The 20,623-nt window shown below is 59.9% G+C and carries 14 protein-coding genes and 1 pseudogene; 14 read left to right on the forward strand and 1 reads right to left on the reverse strand.

Annotation, left to right across the window (positions count from 1 at the left end; translation table 11 throughout):
• Positions 1-144 precede the first annotated feature (144 nt).
• The 9 genes and pseudogenes from ACFFT4_RS30680 to ACFFT4_RS30720 all read left to right on the forward strand — a co-directional run bounded on the left by ACFFT4_RS30680 (position 145) and on the right by ACFFT4_RS30720 (position 13,638).
• A pseudogene (locus ACFFT4_RS30680) lies at positions 145-1,895 on the forward strand (ABC transporter ATP-binding protein).
• A gap of 39 nt (positions 1,896-1,934) precedes the next feature.
• The gene (locus tag ACFFT4_RS30685; protein ID WP_378053063.1) at positions 1,935-3,956 is read left to right on the forward strand and encodes an ABC transporter ATP-binding protein; all 2,022 of its coding nucleotides are present in this window, start codon (positions 1,935-1,937) and stop codon (positions 3,954-3,956) included.
• 126 nt (positions 3,957-4,082) lie between these two features.
• The gene (locus tag ACFFT4_RS30690; RefSeq protein WP_378052939.1) at positions 4,083-5,906 is read left to right on the forward strand and encodes a cache domain-containing sensor histidine kinase; all 1,824 of its coding nucleotides are present in this window, start codon (positions 4,083-4,085) and stop codon (positions 5,904-5,906) included.
• A complete protein-coding gene (locus tag ACFFT4_RS30695) occupies positions 5,875-7,110 on the forward strand; it encodes a response regulator (RefSeq protein WP_378052940.1) in 1,236 nt (411 codons plus the stop codon). The genes ACFFT4_RS30690 and ACFFT4_RS30695 overlap by 32 nt, the downstream gene beginning before the upstream one ends.
• 418 nt (positions 7,111-7,528) lie before the next feature.
• Entirely contained in the window at positions 7,529-8,620 is a 1,092-nt protein-coding gene (locus tag ACFFT4_RS30700) for an ABC transporter substrate-binding protein (RefSeq protein WP_378052941.1), read from the forward strand.
• A gap of 81 nt (positions 8,621-8,701) precedes the next feature.
• Positions 8,702-9,832 (forward strand): ABC transporter ATP-binding protein, encoded by a 1,131-nt coding sequence (locus ACFFT4_RS30705; RefSeq protein WP_378052942.1) that lies wholly within the window; start codon positions 8,702-8,704, stop codon positions 9,830-9,832.
• The gene (locus ACFFT4_RS30710; protein ID WP_378052943.1) at positions 9,789-11,471 is read left to right on the forward strand and encodes an ABC transporter permease; all 1,683 of its coding nucleotides are present in this window, start codon (positions 9,789-9,791) and stop codon (positions 11,469-11,471) included. Before ACFFT4_RS30705 ends, ACFFT4_RS30710 begins: the two co-directional genes overlap by 44 nt.
• A gap of 51 nt (positions 11,472-11,522) precedes the next feature.
• Positions 11,523-12,749: an ABC transporter substrate-binding protein gene (locus ACFFT4_RS30715; protein ID WP_378052944.1), complete on the forward strand. Its 1,227-nt coding sequence runs from the start codon at positions 11,523-11,525 to the stop codon at positions 12,747-12,749.
• Between the two features lie 46 nt (positions 12,750-12,795).
• Positions 12,796-13,638 (forward strand): protein phosphatase 2C domain-containing protein, encoded by an 843-nt coding sequence (locus ACFFT4_RS30720; protein ID WP_378052945.1) that lies wholly within the window; start codon positions 12,796-12,798, stop codon positions 13,636-13,638.
• Between the two features lie 266 nt (positions 13,639-13,904).
• Here ACFFT4_RS30720 and ACFFT4_RS30725 read toward each other — a convergent pair whose 3' ends face one another.
• Complete coding sequence (locus ACFFT4_RS30725) at positions 13,905-15,029, reverse strand: ROK family transcriptional regulator (RefSeq protein WP_378052946.1); 1,125 nt, start codon at positions 15,027-15,029, stop codon at positions 13,905-13,907.
• A 390-nt stretch (positions 15,030-15,419) separates the two neighbouring features.
• Here ACFFT4_RS30725 and ACFFT4_RS30730 point away from each other — a divergent pair, with 390 nt between their 5' ends.
• The 5 genes from ACFFT4_RS30730 (at position 15,420) to ACFFT4_RS30750 (ending at position 20,523) form a co-directional block, all read left to right on the forward strand.
• On the forward strand, positions 15,420-16,352 hold the full coding sequence (locus ACFFT4_RS30730) for an ABC transporter permease (RefSeq protein ID WP_378052947.1): 933 nt from the start codon (positions 15,420-15,422) through the stop codon (positions 16,350-16,352).
• A 15-nt stretch (positions 16,353-16,367) separates the two neighbouring features.
• Positions 16,368-17,249 carry a carbohydrate ABC transporter permease gene (locus ACFFT4_RS30735; protein WP_378052948.1) on the forward strand — a complete coding sequence of 294 codons (882 nt, stop codon included), beginning with the start codon at positions 16,368-16,370 and terminating at the stop codon, positions 17,247-17,249.
• A gap of 106 nt (positions 17,250-17,355) precedes the next feature.
• Complete coding sequence (locus ACFFT4_RS30740; RefSeq protein ID WP_378052949.1) at positions 17,356-18,150, forward strand: sugar phosphate isomerase/epimerase family protein; 795 nt, start codon at positions 17,356-17,358, stop codon at positions 18,148-18,150.
• Between the two features lie 27 nt (positions 18,151-18,177).
• Entirely contained in the window at positions 18,178-19,308 is a 1,131-nt protein-coding gene (locus ACFFT4_RS30745; protein ID WP_378052950.1) for a Gfo/Idh/MocA family protein, read from the forward strand.
• Positions 19,309-19,341: 33 nt separating this feature from the next.
• Positions 19,342-20,523, forward strand: coding sequence for an MFS transporter (locus ACFFT4_RS30750; RefSeq protein ID WP_378052951.1), 1,182 nt, complete (start codon positions 19,342-19,344; stop codon positions 20,521-20,523).
• The last annotated feature ends 100 nt before the right edge of the window (positions 20,524-20,623 follow it).

Genomic DNA, 20,623 nt, shown 5'->3' on the forward strand with positions numbered 1-20,623 from the left:
ATCGCCTTCGGGGCAGTTGCGGCAGTCTTTGACAAGTCGGCATCAGCTCCGCGGGCGGCGGCGGAAGGGAGACCTTCCTCGAGGCGTATCGCTTGCGGCGATAGGCCTTTTTTGTTCTTCATGCAGAGGGGTGTGAAAGCATAGATGTTTAGCGTGTTGAAGAAGTTAAGCTGGTTTTTCAAATTGCATTGGAGGAGATATGCGGTCGCGCTCGCGCTGCTCGCGGTCGTCGGCATCATCGACGTTCTGCCTCCCCGGCTGATCGGGATCGCCATCGACGGCATTTACGACGGATCAATGAACTCGACGGGGCTCGCGCAGCTGCTCCTGTTCTGGATCGGACTGACGGTCGCGAGCTATCTGCTGAGCTACGTCTGGTTCGTCAAGCTGTTCGGCAGCTCGTTCGTGCTGGAGCGGACGATGCGCTCCCGGCTTATGCGGCACTTGCTGAAAATGAGCCCGACGTTCTACGAGCGCAACCGCACGGGGGATCTGATGGCCCGGGCGACGAACGACCTCGGGGCGGTGTCGGTGACGGCCGGCTTCGGCATCATGACGCTGATCGATTCGACGCTGTTCATGCTGACCGTGCTCGTCATGATGGCCGGTCTGATCAGCTGGAAGCTGACGCTGGCGGCGCTGCTGCCGCTGCCGATCATGGCGCTGCTCATGCAGCACTTCGGCGGGAAAATCCACGACCGCTTCATGAAGGCCCAGGACGCCTTCGGCAGCTTGACGACCAGGTGCTCGAGTCGGTGTCCGGCGTGCGGGTCGTCCGGGCGTTCGTGCAGGAGCAGGCGGACCGCAAACGGTTCAGCGATTCCACGGACAACGTGTTCGAGAAAAATATCCGCGTCGCCAAGATCGACGCCTTGTTCGAGCCGACGGTGAAAATATTGGTCGGATGCAGCTATCTGATCGGCCTGTGTTACGGAGCGGTGCTCGTCTTCCGGGGAGAAATTACGCTCGGCGAGATGGTGTCGTTCAATATGTTCCTCGGCATGCTGATCTGGCCGATGTTCGCCATCGGCGAGCTGATCAACATCATGCAGCGGGGCAATGCCTCCCTCGACCGGATCAACGAGACGCTCGGGGCGAAGCCGGACGTGACCGAGACGGAGGATCCGGTCACGGTGGAGGTGCCGGAGACGATCGCGTTCGATCGCGTGACGTTCCGCTATCCCTCCTCGTCGATCGACAATCTGGTCGACGTCTCGCTTACGCTGAGCCGGGGCCAGACGCTCGGCATCGTCGGGCGGACCGGCAGCGGGAAGACGACGCTGCTCAAGCAATTGCTTCGCGAGTATCCGATGGGAGAAGGCCGGCTGACGCTCGGAGGCGCGCCGATCGACGAGGTCGAGCTGGACCGTCTGCGCGGCTGGATCGGCTACGTGCCGCAGCAGCCGATTCTGTTCAGCAAGACGATCCGCGAGAACGTCTGGTTCGGCACGACGGATCAGGCGGGCGACGAGGAACGTCTCAACCGGGCGTTGGAGTTGGCCTCCTTCCGCAAGGACGTGGCGTTCCTGCCGGAGGGGCTGGAGACGCTCGTCGGAGAGAAAGGCGTTGCGCTGTCCGGCGGACAGAAGCAGCGGGTCAGCATCGCGCGCGCGGTCATCGCGGACCCGGAAATCCTCATTCTCGACGATTCGCTGTCGGCGGTCGACGCCAAGACGGAGACGGAGATTCTCGAAGGAATCCGCACGGAGCGCGCGGGCAAGACGACGATTATTACGACGCACCGGCTGTCCGCGGTGCAGCATGCGGACTGGATCGTCGTGCTCGACGAGGGCCGCATTTCCGAAGAGGGCACGCACGAGCAGCTTCTTAAGCTCGGGGGCTGGTATAAGGAGCAGTACGACCGGCAGCAGCTCGCCGCGATTGTGGAGAGCTGACGGATCAAGTTAACGAAGAAACGTAGGTGAATGAAACCGATGGGCAATACGGGCAAACGATTATTCCAATACGCTTGGGGATTCAAGCAGCCGATTCTGGTCGCGCTTGTGCTTCTCCTGCTGGCGGTCGGGGTCGACCTGGTCGGTCCCTTCCTCGCCAAGCGGCTGATCGATACGAACATTATGGGCATCGAGAAGCCGTGGTACGCAACGCAGGCGAACGGCAAAAACGCCGTCGAGTACGCGGGCGGCTGGTATAAGCGGGAGGATCATTTCTCCTCCGGCGAGGCCAAGGGCCGCGAGGTTCGGGTGCTGCAGTCGGGACGGAGCTATTACTTCGTCGATGCGCCCGACGTTCCGGATACGGGCAAGCGGGCGTTCGCGGACGGCGGGCTGACCGTGACGGCCGACGACGGCGCGGCGCTGCATTATCCGGCGGCGCGGCTCTCGAAAGGCGAGGTCTACGAATTTTACCGTCCGGAGTTCCGCGGCATCCTCCTGCTGGCGGTCAGCTACATCGGCCTGCTGCTGATCGGCTCCGTGCTGGTGTACTGGCAAAGGATACTGCTGCAGGTGACGGCGAACCGGATCGTGCGGAAAATGCGCAACGACGTCTTCCGGCACATTCAACGGCTGCCGGTGCAATTTTTCGACAACCTGCCCGCCGGCAAGGTCGTCTCCCGGGTTACGAACGATACGGAGGCGATCCGGGAGCTGTACGTCTCGGTGCTGGCGAACTTCTTCTCGGGCATTATCAATATCGCGGCCATTCTTGGCGCGGTCTTCTTCCTGGACGTCAATCTGGGGCTGATCGCACTGCCGTTCATTCCGATTCTGTACGTCTGGATCGTGATCTACCGCAAGTTCGCGGCCAAGTACAACCACGTTATCCGTTCGCGGCTGAGCGACATTAACGGCATGATCAACGAGTCGATCCAGGGAATGCCGATCATTCAGGCTTTCCGCAAGGAACAGGAGACGATGGGCGAGTTCCGCGTGATGAACGACGAATACTTCAAGTACCAGAACAAAATGCTGTCGCTGAACGCCGTTACCTCGCACAATCTGGTTAACGTGTTCCGGAATTTTCTGTTCATCGCGGTCGTCTGGATGTTCGCGGGCTCTTGGCTGGGGGCGGCCGTGACGGTCGGCGTGCTGTACGCGTTCATCGACTATATGAACCGGATGATGCAGCCGATCGTCGGCATCGTGAACCAGCTGTCCAACCTGGAGGTCGCGCGGGTGTCGGCGGAGCGCGTGTTCACGCTGCTCGACGAACCGGGCATCGAGGTGTCCGACAGCCGGATCGAGCGTTACAAGGGCAACGTTGAGTTCAAGGACGTTACGTTCTCTTATAAGCCGGGCGAGGACGTGCTGAAGAACATTTCGTTCTCGGCTCGCCAAGGAGAGACGGTCGCCCTTGTCGGGCACACGGGCTCGGGCAAGAGCTCGATCCTGAACCTGCTGTTCCGCTTCTACGACGTGGAACGGGGAACGATCTCGATCGACGGCACGGACGTCCGGGAGCTGTCGAAGCAGGAGCTTCGGCAGCATATGGGCATCGTGCTGCAGGACCCGTTCCTGTTCACCGGTACGATCGCATCGAACGTCAGTCTGGACGATCCGGCGATCTCCCGCGAGCAGGTTGAGCAGGCGCTTCGCGACGTCGGCGCGTACGACATGTTCATGCAGCTGCCGGGAGGTCTCGACGAGCCGGTCATCGAGAAGGGCAGCACGTTGTCCGCGGGACAGCGGCAGCTCATCTCCTTCGCCCGCGCGCTGGCGTTCGATCCGGCGATCCTCATCCTGGACGAAGCGACGGCCAGCATCGACACCGAGACGGAGGCGATTATCCAGGCGGCGCTCGAAGTGCTGAAGCGCGGCCGCACGACGTTCGTCATCGCGCACCGGCTGTCGACGATCCGCGCGGCCGATCAGATTCTCGTGCTCGATCGCGGCCGGATCGTGGAGCGCGGCAGCCACGACGAGCTGATGCAGCAGGGCGGCAAATATTTTGCGATGTACCAGCTGCAGCTGGGCGCGGCGGAGGGCGTGGCGTAAGCCGGCGTTCGCTCGCGATCAAGGACCTCGATCCCTTAATCTGGGGGATCGGGGTTTTTGGTTTGCCATTGTCCACCGGACGCGAAATCGTTAGTATAAGAGTGAAACGGGAGGGGGGAGCGCCGAATGCCTTCGAAATGGCGAACCTATTTGCTCGGGATGCAGTTAAAGCACAAGCTGATCGTCTTTTTCCTGCTGCTGGCGATCATCCCGCTTGGCGTGCTGGGAGCGTTCTCCTACTCCCAATCCTCGCGCATGATTTTGGACAAAGTATGCCAGACGCTGCTGGAAAGCCTGTCCCAGGTCAACTACAGCATCGACTACTTCGTTCAGGATATCGAGCAGCTGTCCATGTACATCTACGGGAACGAGCAGGTCCAGGAGGCGCTGGCCAAGGACGGGAGCCGCGGACCGGAGGAGAAGCATCGGGACGAGAAGAGGATACAGGCCATTCTGGAATCGTTCATCGGGTTCAAAAACTGGGACATCCAGATCTACCTGCTCGGCACGAACGGGGACCGGTATTTTACCGGAGAGCTGCTGCCGAGAGAATATAACGAGTACAACGAAAACTGGGGGCTGTTCCGCCTGGCCCGCCTGTCTGGCGGGAACGTCGTCTGGGACACGCATTACGCGATGAAAAAAACGGAAGACTTCGGCGTCGTGCTCAGCTCGGGAAGACAAATCCGGGACATCAACACGAACGAGCCGCTGGGGTACGTCGTCATCGATATCGGGGAAGCGGAAGCGGCCGACAAGTACAATAAAGCGCAGCAAATTCCCGGCGGGCAGATGTACCTGTCGGACCGGAACGGGTACGTCATCTCCAGCTCGCCCTCGAAGCATCAGGTCGGCGCCAAGCTGACGGAAGCTTTCGCGCCGCGGGTGTTCCAGGGGACGAAAGGCTATTTCCGCACGACGGACGCCGAGGGCCGGGCGCAGATGGTCGTCTACGATACGTCCCAGGTGACCGGGTTTAAGCTGATCTCCGTCGTGCCCGTCGGCACCTTGACGAAGGACGGGGCCGTCATCCGCAATCTGACGCTGCTGATCATGATCGCGGGCATCGTTCTGTCGATCTGGCTGGCCATCGTGCTGTCGGTCAACGTGACGAAGCCGCTCAGGAAGCTGGGGGGCCTGATGCGCCAGGCGGAGACGGGAAATTTGAACGTGGCTTTTCCTACCCAATACGACGACGAGGTCGGCCAGCTCGGCCGCAGCTTCAACAAGATGGTTGCGCAGCTGCATACGCTGATCGAGCAGGATTACCAGAAGCAGATTCGCGTGCAGGAAGCCGAGCTTAAGGCGATTCAGGCCCAGTTCAATCCGCATTTTCTATACAATGTGCTGGATTCGATCAATTGGATGGCGCGCATTCACAAGATCGACGACATCAGCCGCACGGTCGTGTCGCTCGGCGAGCTGCTGCGCTTCAGTATTCGCAAGGGACAACCCTTCATTACGATCGAAGAGGACATGCAGCAGATTCGCAACTACTTGCTGCTGCAGAAAATGCGCTATCGGGACAAGCTGAACGTCGTCGTCGAGATCGACGATGAAGTCCGGCCCTATTATACGCTTAAGCTGCTGATCCAGCCGCTCGTCGAGAACGCCATTACGCATGGCCTGGAGATGAAGGAGGGAATGGGGACGCTGCGGATCGAATGCCGCAGGGACCGGGATCGGATCGTCTTTACAGTGACCGACGACGGGGCGGGCATGAGCGAGGAGCAGCTTCTCCTGCTGGAATCCGGAGGCGCCTACCGCTCGTCGAAATCGGGCGGCACGGGAATCGGGCTGAGCAACCTGCGCAAGCGGCTCGAGCTCTATTTCGGGGAAGAGGCCGCCATGAGCTTGCGCAGCAAGCCCGGAGCGGGAACGGTCGTCGAAGTCATTATTCCGATAAGAGAAAGCGCGGGTGAAGACGTTGATCAAGCTCATGATCGTTGAGGACGAATGGCTGGTGCGGGAAGGTCTGAAATCGACGATTCCGTGGGAGGAGCTGCGGTGCGAGATCGTCGCCGAAGCGGACAGCGGAGGGGCCGCGCTGCCGCTTCTGGAGAAGACAAAGCCGGATATTATCCTGACGGACATCCGCATGCCCGGCATGGACGGACTGGAGATGGCCCAGCAAGCGGTCCGGCTGCTGCCGGAGGTGGAGATCGTGTTCCTGACGGGGTTCGACGAATTCGCTTACGCCCAGCGGGCGCTCAAGATCGGATCGGCCGATTACGTTCTGAAGCCGACCAATCCGGACGAGCTGATGCAGGTGGTCCGCAGAGTGAGCGACAAGGTGCGCAAGCGCCGCGCCGGCAATCAGGTCGAGCGGCTGCTGAGCCAGACCCGGTTCCGGGACAGCGGCACGATCGTGGCGGGCAAGCTGTTCTACGATCTGCTGATGGACAGCGCGGGGGACAAGGAAAGAGAGCTGTTCCGGGAAATTCTCGGGGAGCAGGCGGCGGGGCAGGGCGCTTATCGCGTTGCCATTCTGGAGCCGGACCGCCGCTCGCGCGGAACCGAGGAGGAGAAACGGATGGCGGCGGCGGAGGACCGGCTGTACGAGACGGAATTTACGTTCGCCCGGGTAAGGGATAAGCTGGCCGTTCTGCTGGGCGAAGGGGCGCCGCAAGAGGAGTGGCCCTCGCTCGTCGCGGCGCTCGCCTCTTCCTTGGGGGACGCCGGCCTGCAGGCGGCCTGGAGCGAGCCGCGCCATTCCCTGGACGAGCTGTCGTCCGCGTACGAGGAGGCCGAGCGCAAGCTGGCCGCGCAGGCGGGGGCCGCCCCGAGTCCGGCGGCGCGGCTGACGGAGCTGCCGAATATCGAGCTGCTGAAGTCGGAGCTGCGCCAGACGATCCGGTATATCGAGGAGCATTACCAGGAGGACATCTCGCTGCAGGAGGTGGCCGGCTCGATTCCGATGAGCGAGAGCAACTACAGCCGGCTGTTCAAGAAGCAGACGGGGGTCAGCTTCGTGGAATATTTGACGCAGCTGCGCATGGAGAAGGCCAAGGAGCTGCTGCTGCGCCCCGACGAGAAGGTGTACGAGATCGCGCTGGCGGTCGGCTATCAGGATTCGCGCTATTTCAGCCAAATTTTTCGCAAATATACCGGAGATACGCCTTCTGAATACCGGAGCAGGTTCGGGATCGGCTGATCGCCTGCCGCGCTCATCTTCGTTCCGTCAGGCAAAATAATCGACCATTACGCAATTTCCTCCCGTTGCCCGCGCCGGCGGCCGCGAAGAAGGCTTGACCGGCCGCGTGCCGTCGGACCGAAAGAACGAGCGCGGACAGCCGGGGGGACGGATATATTGGAAGGATGGACAAACTAAGCGCTTGTCGGCCGAACCCGCGGCTCCGCGGACAGGCTTAACGAGATGCGCTTAGTTTGTCGTTGTCTTCAAAGCGAAGCGAACCGAACCGAATCGGCGGCGCCGGAATTCGCCGCAATCTCTGGCGGCGCCGCGGCAAAATATTAAACGATCCTGCAATTTTGTCGCATTGAGAGCGCTGCCATAGGGCTTGTATAGTAAAGCTATCCCGAGCGGGACACGAAATCGAGGAGGGTCCGACATGAGAAAGAAATGGTACGCCGGCGCGGTCGTGACAGCGCTGTCAGTAAGCTTGTTGGCAGGATGCGGGTCCAACGATCCGAAGGGAAGCGCAAGCCCCGAGGCGGGCCAGGCGTCCGAATCCGCGAGCAGCGCGGCGCCGGACGGCGGAGCGAAGCTGGGCGGCAAGGTGACGATCTATTCTCCGAACCAGGCGGAGATCAACAATCCGATTCTCAAGGAGTTCCAGACGCGCACGGGCATCGAGGTCGAGCTGATCTCCGGAGGAACGGGCGAGCTGCTCAAGCGGGTGCAGGCGGAGGAGAGCAACCCGCTGGGCGACGTCTTCTTCGGAGGCGGGGCCGAGTCTCTGGCCGCGTACGGTCAATATTTCGAAGTCTACGAGACGAAGGAAGCGGCCAATATCGGCGACGCTTACAAGGACAGCGCGAATCATTTTACGCCGTTCTCGGCGCTTCCGATGATCATTATGTACAACAAGGACCTCGTGAAAGAGGGCGAGGAGCCGCAGGGCTGGCAGGATCTGCTGGACCCGAAATGGAAGGGCAAAATCGCCTTCGCCGATCCGGCGAAATCCGGCTCCTCGTTCACGCAGATCGTGACGTTCCTGTCGGCGTTCGGACGGGACGACGGCAAGGGCTGGGAATTCGTGAAGAGCTTCCTGGACAATCTGGACGGCAAAATGCTGAGCGGCTCCTCGATGGTCTACAAGGGCGTGGCCGACAAGGAATTCACGCTTGGCGTGACGCTGGAGGAAGCGGCGCTGCGCAACCTTGAGGGCGGCGCGAACGTCGGCATCATCTATCCCGCGGAGGGAACCTCGGCCGTCCCGGACGGGCTCGCGGTCATCAAAGGCGCCAAAAACATGGAGAACGCGAAAGCGTTCGTCGACTTCGCCGTGAGCAAGGACGTGCAGGATATGCTGCAGAAGGAGTTCAAGCGCCGGCCGGTCCGCACGGACGCCACCGAGACGCAGGGCATTCCGGCTTCCAAGGACATCAAGCTGGTCGACTACGATTTCGACTGGGCTTCCCAGAACAAGGACGAGGTCATCAAGAAGTTTACCCGGATCGTAACGGGACAAGACAAATAAACGCCGGATCGGAAGGCGGCCCGACAGACGATCGAGGTCGGGAAGCCTTCCTTTCTTTATCGCAAGAAAGGACAGATCGACATGCAGAGCGTCACATTCGAACACGTTACGAAATATTTCGGACAGAGCAAAGCGGTGAACGACGCGCATTTCAAAATCGAGGAAGGCGAGTTTTTCACGCTCCTCGGACCGAGTGGCTGCGGCAAGACGACGCTGCTGCGCACGATTGCCGGGTTCTACAAGCAGGAGGAGGGCAATCTCTATTTCGGGGAGCGGCTGATGAACGACGTGCCGACGCACAACCGCGACATCGGAATGGTGTTCCAGAACTATGCGATTTTCCCCCATATGACCGTGTTCGAGAATGTCGCTTACGGTCTTCGGGCGCGCAAGGTGAACAAAAAGGAGATCGAGGAGCGCGTCATGGAGGCGCTGGAGATGGTCGAGCTGGGCCATCTGCGCGACCGGGCGCCGTCGAACATGAGCGGCGGCCAGCAGCAGCGCATCGCGCTGGCGAGAGCGATCGTCATCCGCCCGAGCCTGCTGCTGATGGACGAGCCGCTCTCCAACCTGGACGCCAAGCTGCGGATCAAGATGCGTTCGGACATTCGCAAGCTGCAGAAGGATCTGAACATTACGACGATCTACGTCACGCACGATCAGGAGGAAGCGCTGGCGGTGTCGGACCGCATCGCCGTTCTGAGCGAGGGGCGCGTGCAGCAGATCGGCCTGCCTCACGAAATTTATTCGTATCCGTCCAATCGCTTTGTGGCCAACTTTATCGGAACGTCGAATTTCGTGCGCGGAACGAGCGGCCCGTACAGCGCCGCGACCGGATCGGCTCAAATCGGGGTCCAGGGCGTGTCGAAGACGATGAAGCTGGCTGCGGCTTACGAGGGCGAAGTTCTGATCTCGGTAAGGCCCGAAAATGTCGGCGTGGCCGTGCAGCGGGGACACGAGGAGGAGCTTCCCGGGGAAATCGAGACGGTGACGTTCCTTGGCGAGAAGGTGAGCTACGGCATTCGTCTGGCCGACGGGCAGAGGCTCGAGGCTTCCGTCCATTCGGTCGAGCCGCGCCGGATGCTGCGGGAGAAGATGAGCGTGTTCGTCGACCTGCGCCTGGACCGGGCGGTCATCTTCGACGAGACGGGGAAGGAGGCCGTGTACCGTGCAAGCCAAGACGATTCAAGCGCCGGTCTGGAAACGGCTTAGTCTGCAGGTATGGGATTTCTGGGGCTGGGTGACGCTGCTCGTCTACGTGTTTCTGGCCTTGTTTATCGTGTACCCGCTGTTCTCGCTGATGGCGACGAGCTTCTACGACGAGAACGGCGCGTTCTCGCTGCAGAACTATGTCGACTTCGCGACGTTGAAATATTTTCGCAACGCGCTGTGGCACAGCTTCGCCGTATCGGGACTGGCAACCTTCTTCGCGATTCTGATCGGCGTTCCGATGGCTTACGTCACGACGCGCTACAATGTCCGCTTTAAGGGACTTATGCACATTCTGATTATTATGTCTCTCGTTTCTCCGCCGTTCATCGGCGCGTATTCGTGGATTCTGATGCTGGGCAACAACGGCTTCATTACGAATTTCCTGCACGATATCGGCCTTCACATCAAGTCGATCTATGGCATGCACGGCATCGTGTTCGTGTTTACGCTGCAGCTGTATCCGCACATTTATTTGTACGTGTCCGGGGCGCTGAAGACGATCGACACGTCTCTGGAGGAAGCCGCGGAAAGCCTCGGAATGTCCGCCTGGAAGCGGCTGCGCACCGTGACGCTGCCCTTGATCTTCCCGACGCTGTCGGCCGGGGCGCTCATGGTGTTCATGGCTTCGTTCGCCGACTTCGGCACGCCGATGCTGATCGGACAAGGGTATAAAACGCTGCCTATTCTCGCTTACGAGCAGTTCATCAGCGAGCTGGGCGGCAACGCGGCGATGGCCAGCACGCTCAGCGTCGTGCTGATTCTGTGCACGACGCTGATTCTGTTCGCGCAGCGGTACATCGTCTCGCGCAAAAACTATGCGATGTCCGGCATGCGGACCCCCAAGGTGAAGCAGCTCCGCCCGCTGCCGAAATTTCTGCTGACGCTGGGAGCGTTGGCCGTCGTCACCGTCTCCATCATTCCGCAAGCGACGGTGATCGTGACCTCCTTCATCAAGAAGAAAGGGCCGGTGTTCCACAAAGGGTTCAGTCTGGACAGCTATCGGGAAATTTTGTTCCGGGTGCCGAAAGCGATCATCAATACGTACACGTATTCGATCATCTCGATCCTTATTATGGTCGTGGCCGGAATGCTGATCGCCTACGTCCTGGTGCGCCGCAAGTCGAAGCTGACGGCCGCGATGGACAGCATTCTGATGCTGCCGTACGTCATGCCGGGAACGGTGCTCGGGATCAGCCTGATCATCGCCTTCAACAAGCCTCCGATCGTGCTGACGGGCACATGGGTCATTCTCGTCATTGCTTATATTATCAGGAAAATTCCTTACACGATCCGCTCGAGCACGGCGATTCTCCATCAGCTCGACCGCAACGTGGAGGAGGCGTCGATCAGTCTCGGCGTGCCGCCGGCGAAGACGTTCTTCAAGACGACGGCCAGGCTGATGGCTCCGGGCGTCGCGTCGGGCGGCATTCTGAGCTGGATTACGACGATCAACGAGCTGAGTTCGACGATCGTGCTCTACTTCGGGGCGACGGCGACGATCTCGGTGACGATCTACAGCGAGGTGTTCACGTCCAACTACGGCACGGGGGCGGCGCTGGCGTCGATTCTGTCGCTGACGACGCTGGTTTCTCTCCTGATCGCCTACTTCGTGTCCGGGCGCAAGGAAATGAACGTGTAAGTCGTGTGATATACTGGGTTCCATAACGAACGCGCGTTAGGGGTAACCGAGATGAAACAGCGATTCAGCCTGCTCGTCGGATTTATGCTTGTCGTCGGCTGCGCAGTCGCCTATATGATCGTCGCTTCCAGCCAGCGGTCCGGCTCGGAACGGGAGACGGGACAATCCCGGTCGCTGAACGTCTGGATCTACAGCGAGGAGCTGGCTGGATTTTTCGACCGGTACGAGATGGAGCATTCGGGAGTTAACGTTAATCTGCGGGTTTTCCGCTCGTGGAAAACGCTGTACGAGGAGCTGCTGACGGCCGTGTCGGCCAACGCCGCGCCGCAGCTCGCGGAGATCGGCAGCACGTACGGGGTGATGCAGCTGGTCAACCGCGGGGCGATGCTGCCGGTCGGCGAGCGGATCGGCCCGGAGCTGTGGAAGCGGGTATCGGAGCCTTTCGCCGCCGCGTTCTCGAACGGGGGAACCGCATGGGCGGCGCCGCTTGGCGGGAGCGTGCCCGTCCTCTACGGCAATCGGAATCTGTTCAACGCCGCGCAGGTAGACGAGACGCTGGCGGATTGGCCGGCGATCGGGACGGCGGGGCGAGCGCTTACGAAGGATATCGACCGGGATGGCCGGACCGATATTTGGGGGCTCGTCGCCGATGCGAACATGGCCTGGCATCACTTGAACATGGCTTACGATCCCGCGGTCGGCGGGCGAAGCGAAGAGAAAATTCTCGACAGCTTCGAGCGGTGGAGGGAGTACCTGAACGCGGATCGAATTACGCCTCCGCTGCAGCACCAAATGGCGGCAAGCCAATTCATTTACGGCAAAGCGGGCATGCTGCTCGCAACGTCGAGGAAAAGGCCGACGCTGGAGAAATATATCGGCGGCAAGTTCGAGTTCGGCATTGTTCCGCTTCCGGGAGAGCCGGGCCAGGCGGACCTGCTGCCGGAGATCAGCGGGCTTGCCGTGCTGTCGCCGGCCTCGGAAGAGGAGGACCTCGCCTGGGACTGCGTCCGGTACATGCTGGACGAGAGCGTGCAATCCCGGCTCATGCGCGACGCTTCGCTGATTCCCGCCCGCGGCGACGTGGCCAAGCGTCTGCTGAAGTCGGGCGAATTGACCGAGAGGGAGAACGCGATTATGCGCTTGAAGGATCGCTTCGCCGTGAAATATCCGACCGTCGAGGACGAGAGCGCGTGGAATAAATACAGCGGCGATCAGGAATGGCTGGAGTCGTCTCCGGACGTCTCGCCGGAAGCGCTGCGAAAAAGATTGCGGCATTAGGGAGTGTATGCATGCACGCCCTAGCGGCCGGAAGGGGATACGAAAGGTGAAAATCGAACATCTGTCGGTGCAGGGATGCAACGAGTGGAATGAGGACGCTTTGATTCTGAACGGGAAGGAGCGGATTTACGGCGTATTGGACGGAGCGACGTCGCTGGCCGCCGCGGACGGCAGCGAGACGGGAGGGTACCTGGCCTCCCGCACGGCTCAGCGCGTATTCGAAGCGGCCAATGGCCCGGATATCTCGCTGAGAAGCCTGGTTCTGCAGGCCAACTCGAGCATTCGGGCGGAGATGATCGAGCGCGGCGTGGACGCCGACGACAAGCAGGCGGTATGGGCGGCGGGAATCGCCGTCGTCCGCATCGGGGAGCACCAGATCGAGTACGCCCAGACGGGCGACTGCATGCTGATCGCGACGTACAAGGACGGAACGGTTCGTACGGTGACTCACGACCAGGTCGACCATTTCGACGAGAATTCGCGTCGGCTGTGGGAGCGGTACACGCAGGAAGATCTGCCTCCGGAGGAGGTGCGCCGCCGCGTGTACGAGGTCATCAAGATGAACCGGCTGAAGACAAACACGCCGGAAGGCTACGCCATTCTGAACGGAGATCCGGCACTGGAGCGCTACGTCGAGCATGGGTATATCAACCGCATTCAGCTGGCCTCCGTTTTGCTGGTGACCGACGGCTTATTCCTCCCCCGCAAGGCGGGAGAGCCCGCCCCGGCAATGGCCGACATGACGGCGCTGATCGACGGGAAAGGGTTGGCCGGCTATGTCGACTGGCTGATCGCGAACGAATACGACGAGTCGCAGCAGGGCCTGTATACGCGGCTGAAGGTCGCCGACGACAAGACGGCGATCAAGATCGACTTCGTCGACGGCTGAGCCGCCCGAGCGCGGCAAAAAAGCGGGGCTGATCTATCAGGGACAACGTTTGGAATCATCGATGAATAAGAACGGGGTATGTATCTCCCTACGCTGCTGATACGGTCATGAAATTGGAATCGATTAACCCGTGACAGGGTGATTTCATGACCGTATGAGGCAGGCGCTTCGCTCTCCGGGAGATACATACCCCTTTTCTATCTCGATTTTCCAAGCTGCCTGATTCATAGATCAGCCCCGCTCTATTTTGCGAGGCTCGCGGGCGGCTATTGGACCGTCTTCTGCTTGAAAATCTCGTGAAGGCCGAGCATGGCCGCGCCGAGGGCGGCTCCGCATTCCTTCCAGTGCAGAACGACGACCGGGGTCGCCCCGTACGGCGAGTTCTCGGATTCGTGAATGGCGGCGACGAGCCGCTCGAACAGCGGTCCGTGGTTGATCATCCAGCCGCCCAGAATCAGCTTCTGGGGATTGATCATCTGCAGCATTTTGCCGCAGTAGTCGGCCAGATCGCGGATCATATCGTCGACCTGCGAGCGGAAGGGCTCCACGCCCTCCAGCGCCAGGTCGGCGTAAGCCAGCACCGTATCGTCGGCCGACAGCGCCGCGAAGCGCTCGGGAAACTCTGCCTTGAGCCGATCGGCCAGAATAGGCGTGCAGTAGGGGGCGAAAAACGGCGTTCGCCCGGCGGCTCCGTTGGAGCCGTGGTAGACTTCCCCGTTCAGCACGAGCCCGGCTCCGGTTCCGTAACCGACGAGCAGGAAGATGATCGAGTGGTCGCCTTTGGCCGCCCCGCTGAACCGTTCCGCGAAGCCGGCGGCGTCCAGGTCGTTCGTCAGCAGGACGGGAACGGACAAGGCCTCCTCGAGAATTCGGACCAAAGGAAACTGCTGCAGCTGCAAAAATCGGGAGGTCATGACGACGCTCTGCGTGTCGTCAAGCCGTCCCGGAATCGAAATGCCGATGCGCTTGATGTGTTCGGGCGAAATTTTCTGCTGCCGCAGAAACTCCCGGATTTGCTCGACCAGATCGGTCCGGCACGCCTCTTCGCCGACCACGGGCTTCATGCTGCGGTTGGCGATCAGCTTGCCGTTGAGATCCAGCAGCACGGCGGTCTGGGGGGAGCTGGACAGATCGATCCCGACGACGTAGCCGCCGTCCGGGCGAATGTTCAGCAGCGTCATTTTGCGGCCGACCCCGCTGCCGGACATGCCGATCTCGTGGACGAGCTGCTCGCGGATCATCTCCTCGATCAGCACCGACACGGTGGTGGGACTAAGCTTGGTCTTGCGCGATAATTCGACCCGGGATATCGGCCCATGCTCAAAAATCGTATGAAGCAGCGTGGAAATATTGATTTCCCGCAGCATTTGCTGATTGCCGATTTTGATCATCGTTTACGTCTCCATGTCCCCGGATCGCGGCGGAATGCGAATTCCTTGCGTCAATGCGATTATAGAGAATGCATTATGGGCTGTCAACGAGAGATCGTCCGTTCGAGCGGTCCGGACGGCCCCTTCCTTTGTGATAAATTGCAAATTTTCTAAAAATAAAAAATAATCCGTTGACAATCGCTCGCGGCCGTCAATATAATGGACACAAATCGGTTCGAAAGACAAAACAGCTGAATCTAATTAATTCGTCCACTGGAAAAATTAATAAGAGAGGGAGGGGAAGAAGAGAATTTCCGGGTGCAATCGGTCCGTTTGGTATAGCGCTTACATTCGAGGGGAGAAAGAGAAGACTCATCCGGCAGCCGCCAAAAAAAGAGAGGAAGGGATTACATGACGCTAGGATTGAGCCAGTCCGTCATCCGCAAGCTCAAGCAATACAAGGTGCTGTATTTGATGATCCTGCCCGGATTCCTCTACCTGCTGATCAACAACTACATTCCGATGTTCGGAATTGTGATCGCGTTCAAGGAGATCGACTTCTCCAAAGGCGTGTTCGGCGGAGACTGGATCGGCTTCCGCAATTTCGAATATTTGTTCAAGACGTCGGAGGCGTACGTCATAACGCGCAATACCATTCTGTACAACGCCGGCTTCATCGCGCTGAACCTGGTCCTTGCAGTCGGCCTGGCCATCTTGCTGAACGAGCTGAAAAACCGCTTCCTGCAGAGGTTCTACCAGAGCGCGATTTTGCTGCCCTATCTGATCTCGACGGTCATTATCGGCTACCTGGTGTTCTCCCTGCTCAGCATGGAGACCGGCTTCGTCAACAATTCCGTGCTGCCCGCCCTCGGCATCGACCCGATCATGTGGTACGCGGAGCCGAAATATTGGCCGGCCATTCTGACGATCGTCAAGGTGTGGCATAACGCCGGGTATCTGTGCATCATCTACTTCGCCGCGGTCGTCGGCATCGACCACGAATATTACGAGGCGGCGCGAATCGACGGGGCGAGCAAGCTCAGGCAAACGGTCCACATTACGCTGCCTTCGCTGACGCCGGTCATCGTCATTATGACGCTGCTGCAGATCGGACGGATTTTCTACGCGGACTTCGGCCTGTTCTACCAGGTGCCGATGGACTCCGGGCCGCTGCTGCCGACGACGAACGTGCTCGATACGTACGTCTACCGCGCGCTGCTCAAGAGCGGGGACATCGGGATGGCGTCCGCCGCCGGCTTCTACCAGTCGGTCGTCGGCTTCGCGCTCATTCTCTTCGCGAACTCCGTCGTCAAAAAAATCAATTCGGACAATTCGTTGTTCTAGAAGGAGGCGAACCCTGTGAAGAGAAACGCGCTGGAGCAAGGCGCCCTCAATGCGCTGTTCGCGCTGATCGCCCTGGCCTGCATCGTTCCGTTCCTGCTGCTCGTATCGGCTTCGTTCACGGACGAGAACGCGATTATCCGGGACGGCTACTCGTTCTTTCCGAGCGAATTGAGCCTGGAGAGCTACCGGTTTATTTTCGAGAAATCCGGCGATATTTTCAACGCTTACGGCGTGTCCGTGCTGATTACCGTCGTCGGGACGTTCGCCAGCCTGATCCTGATGACGCTGCTCGCGTATCCGCTGTCCAAGAGAGATTTGCCATTTCGCGGCTTCTTCTCGTTCTTCGTCTTCTTCACGATGCTCTTTAACGGGGGGCTGGTCCCGACCTACCTGATCTACGCCAACGTCTTCGACATCGACAACACGCTGTTGGCCCTGATCGTCCCGGGGCTGCTGATCGGCGCCTTTTACGTCATCCTGCTGCGGACCTTCTTCACGGTGTCGGTTCCCGGGGCCGTGCTCGAATCGGCGTATATCGACGGGGCCGGAGAATTCAGAATCTTCGTGCAAATGGTGCTGCCGCTGTCGCTGCCGGTACTGGCTACGGTTGGATTGTTCCAGGTGATCAACTATTGGAACGATTGGTACAACGGCCTGATTTATATTTCCGACAGCCGCCTCTACAGCATTCAGGTGCTGCTGAACACGATTCTGCTGAACGTGCAGTATTTGCTTCAGAACGTGGATTATTCGGGACGGGTGGACGGAAGCGCGCTGCCGACGCAGGGCGTCCGGATCGCGATCGCGGTCATCGGGGTGCTGCCGATTCTCGTGGCGTATCCGTTCTTCCAGCGGTTCTTCGTCAAAGGGCTGACGGTCGGCGCGATCAAAGGCTGAGGCTTGATTCCAGGAGAGGAGGTGATGCGGTCGGCAAGGCGAAAGTCGGCATTTCATTGCCCATGCGGCAGGACCGTCGGGAAAATCGCAACAGGGAGGCGTTAACGTGAAAATCAGCATTGGCGGGTATTCTTTCGCGAACACGATGAAGGAAGGCAAGATGGACACTTTCGGGTATTTGGAGACGTCCAAGTACCGATACGGACTGGACGCGGTCGATCTGTGGAACGGAACGTTCGAGGGCTCGCGGCAGGACATGTTCGCGCTGCCGGACGAGGATTACATTCGGAAGCTGCGCGAGGCGATCGACGAGAAGGGGATGCAGGTCGTCAACATCGCGGTGGACGGGGCCCATCTGTGGGACGCCGATCCGGACAGGAGGAAGCGGCTGTTCGCCAACGCGGTCGCTTATCTGGGCATCTCGCAAACGCTGGGAGCCGCCTCGGTCCGTATCGATACGGGAGACAAGAGCTCGCTGCCGGAAACGGAGGAGCAGTTTGACTACGTCGCCGCCAAGTTTCTGGAGCTGAGCCGCAGGGCGGCCGATCTGGGCCTGATCGTCGGGCCGGAGAACCATATGGGAACGGCAAAAAATCCGCATTACCTGAAAAGGGTGGCGGAGGCCGTCAATCATCCGAGCTTCGGCATTCTGCTGCACATGGGACGCTGGGATGTGGACGAGGAGATCGGCGACAGCCTGGTCGCGCCGTGGGTCTATCATACGCATTTCGACGGGAAGACGGTGGCTTCCGACAGAGGCCCTCAGCTCGTAAAGACGCTGCTGGACGCCGGGTACGACGGCTATTGGGGCATCGAATACAACGCGCCGAGCCATCAGTACGCGGAGATGGAGTGGGCAATCGCATCGGTGAAGCGGATCTTAAACGGAGTTCAAGCCTGAACAGCCTAAAGCGGGAGATGAAGAGAGATGGGGAGAAAGGTACGTATCGGCATTGTCGGAGCGGGTCTGATCGGCAAAGCCCACTTGAGAAATTACGCGAACATCGCGGACGCCGAGGTCGTCGCAATCTGCGACGTCAACGGACAGGAGGCCTCTCGCGTGGCCGAGCAGTTCAATATTCCGCACGTCTACACCGACTTTCGAGAGCTGCTGCAGCGCGACGATATCGAAGCGGTCGACGTCTGCCTTCATAACAATCTGCACTCGCCGGTGACGATTGCGGCTTTCGCGGCGGGCAAGGACGTCTACTGCGAGAAGCCGATCGCCGGCGCGTACAGCGACGGCGTCACGATGCTGGAAGCGGCGCAAGCCTCCGGAAGAAAGCTGCACGTGCAGCTCGGCACGCTGTACCGCAAGGAGACAAAAGCGGCGAAGGCGCTCATCGACGGCGGCATGCTCGGCAAGCTGTACCATGCCCGGGCGACCGGCCATCGCCGCCGGGGCCGCCCATACGTGGACGGCTACGGCACGCCGGCTTTCCTGAACAAGGAGATCGCCGCCGGCGGGGCGTTGATCGATATGGGCGTCTATCATATCGCCCAGATGCTGTATTTGCTGGGTACGCCCAAGGTGGCCCGGGTGTCGGGCAAAGGCTATCGCGAGATGGCCGTCGACGAGACGCGCGGAACGCAGGCGACATTCGACGTCGAAGAGCTGGGCCTTGGCTTCGTGAAGTTCGAGAGCGGCGAGACGCTGGACATCTGCGAGGCCTGGAGCATTCATCTCGGCAGCATCGAAGGCTGCTCGATCGTCGGCAACAAGGGCGGTGTCCGGCTGCCGGCCTACTCCGATCAGACGGTGCTGGCGCCGTTCAGCTATCACACGACGGCATGCGACATGGATCTGAACGCGACGGTGAACCTGGACGAGATGGACGGCCGGTGGAATCATCTGAAGCCGAATTACGACGCTTATCAATCGTCCCAGCATCATTGGGTGGCGGCGCTGCAGGGTCGGGTCGAGCTGCTGCCGACGGCGCATATCGCGCTGCAGACGATGCTGATCAGCGAAGGCATCTACTTGTCCGATCGGCTCGGCCGGGAGGTCGGCGGAGAAGAGATCGTCGAGCATTCCCTCTCCACCGCAATCGCGCTCTAATCGGAAGCTTACCGCAGAGGGGAGGTTCGTCCGATGTCCGCTTCAACCGTCGAACAGGACGCCAAATCGTTCTCGACGCTGAAAAGATTCAACTTTTTTCTCTATGGCACGATCGCGATTTTGACGTCGTTCTTTCCGTTATATTTTCAGGAAATCGGACTGTCGAAGGTAGAGATCGGCATGATCATGGCCGGAGGACCCTTCATCTCGATCTTCGCCAATCCGTTCTGGGGCTACTGGAGCGACCGGCTGCAGAACGTCAGACGCATTCTCATTCTGCTGCTCATCGGCAATCTGCTCGCTACGATCTTGGTGTTCCAGCTTCGGGAATACGCGGTGATTTTCGCCGTGATGCTCATTTTCTTTTTCTTCAACAGTCCGACTTTCTCGCAGAGCAACAGCCTGATTCTGAACGCGATCGAGAACACGAAGCATAAGTTCGGCGCGTTCCGTCTGTGGGGCTCGCTCGGCTGGGCGATCATCGCCGTGCTGGCGGGACCGGTGCTCAGCTGGATGGGGCTGCTGAATCTGTGGATTCTGTATGGGGCGATGATGCTCGTCTCGCTCGCCTTCACGATCGGCTTGCCCAGGGGGAAGGTCGTCTCGAAGCCGAAGGGAGAGCGGCAGAGCTACTGGAAGGTGATGGTGTCGAGCAAGGTGTTCTTCGTGTTCGTCATTCTGGGCGTGCTCATCTCGGTGCCCAATTCGATCAACCAGACGTTCGTGTCCTTGTACATTTCCAATCTGGGCGGCTCCAACACGCTGATCGGCTGGTCGGTGTTCCTGTCGGCGATCTTCGAAATTCCGGTATTTCTGCTGTTCGACCGTTTCCTGAAGAAGTCGACGCGGACGATGCTCGGCTGTCTGGTTCTCGTCAGCCTCCTGTTTGTCGTGCGCTGGCTGCTCATGTCGGTTGTCGGCGGTCCGATCCATATTATTTTCATCCAGATTCTGCACTGCATTACGTTCGGCGGTTATTACTACGTCGGAACCGCTTTGTCGGCCCATCTGATCCCGGTCGAGTACCGGGCGACGGGCCAAGCGATCTACGCCCTCACTTGGGGCGGCATCTCGGGCATCGTCGCCGGCTTGTGCGGCGGCTGGATGTTCGACTATCTCGGTCCGCAGACCCTATATCGGATTTGCGCTTACCTCTCCGTCGCCGGCGTGATCGGTTTTCTGGGGATGTGGCTGAATCAAAGAAAAGCGGCTTAGTCAGTCATCGGGGAAGAAGGGCGGAGAGAGCGGCGTCCGCGACTGCAGCGCGGCGTTCGCTTCCTCCGCGACAAGCAAGCTTCGGATTCACAGGAGGTCC

Source organism: Cohnella cellulosilytica (assembly GCF_042431195.1).
Classification (GTDB): Bacteria; Bacillota; Bacilli; order Paenibacillales; family Paenibacillaceae; genus Cohnella; species Cohnella cellulosilytica.

What these genes read in the sequence shown, in the direction of transcription:
- ACFFT4_RS30685 (WP_378053063.1), top strand. Translation starts at nt 1,935, where the DNA reads ATGGGCAATACGGGCAAACGATTATTCCAATACGCTTGGGGATTCAAG.
- ACFFT4_RS30690 (WP_378052939.1), top strand. Translation starts at nt 4,083, where the DNA reads ATGCCTTCGAAATGGCGAACCTATTTGCTCGGGATGCAGTTAAAGCAC.
- ACFFT4_RS30700 (WP_378052941.1), top strand. Translation starts at nt 7,529, where the DNA reads ATGAGAAAGAAATGGTACGCCGGCGCGGTCGTGACAGCGCTGTCAGTA.
- ACFFT4_RS30705 (WP_378052942.1), top strand. Translation starts at nt 8,702, where the DNA reads ATGCAGAGCGTCACATTCGAACACGTTACGAAATATTTCGGACAGAGC.
- ACFFT4_RS30715 (WP_378052944.1), top strand. Translation starts at nt 11,523, where the DNA reads ATGAAACAGCGATTCAGCCTGCTCGTCGGATTTATGCTTGTCGTCGGC.
- ACFFT4_RS30725 (WP_378052946.1), bottom strand. Translation starts at nt 15,029, where the DNA reads ATGATCAAAATCGGCAATCAGCAAATGCTGCGGGAAATCAATATTTCC.
- ACFFT4_RS30730 (WP_378052947.1), top strand. Translation starts at nt 15,420, where the DNA reads ATGACGCTAGGATTGAGCCAGTCCGTCATCCGCAAGCTCAAGCAATAC.
- ACFFT4_RS30745 (WP_378052950.1), top strand. Translation starts at nt 18,178, where the DNA reads ATGGGGAGAAAGGTACGTATCGGCATTGTCGGAGCGGGTCTGATCGGC.
- ACFFT4_RS30750 (WP_378052951.1), top strand. Translation starts at nt 19,342, where the DNA reads ATGTCCGCTTCAACCGTCGAACAGGACGCCAAATCGTTCTCGACGCTG.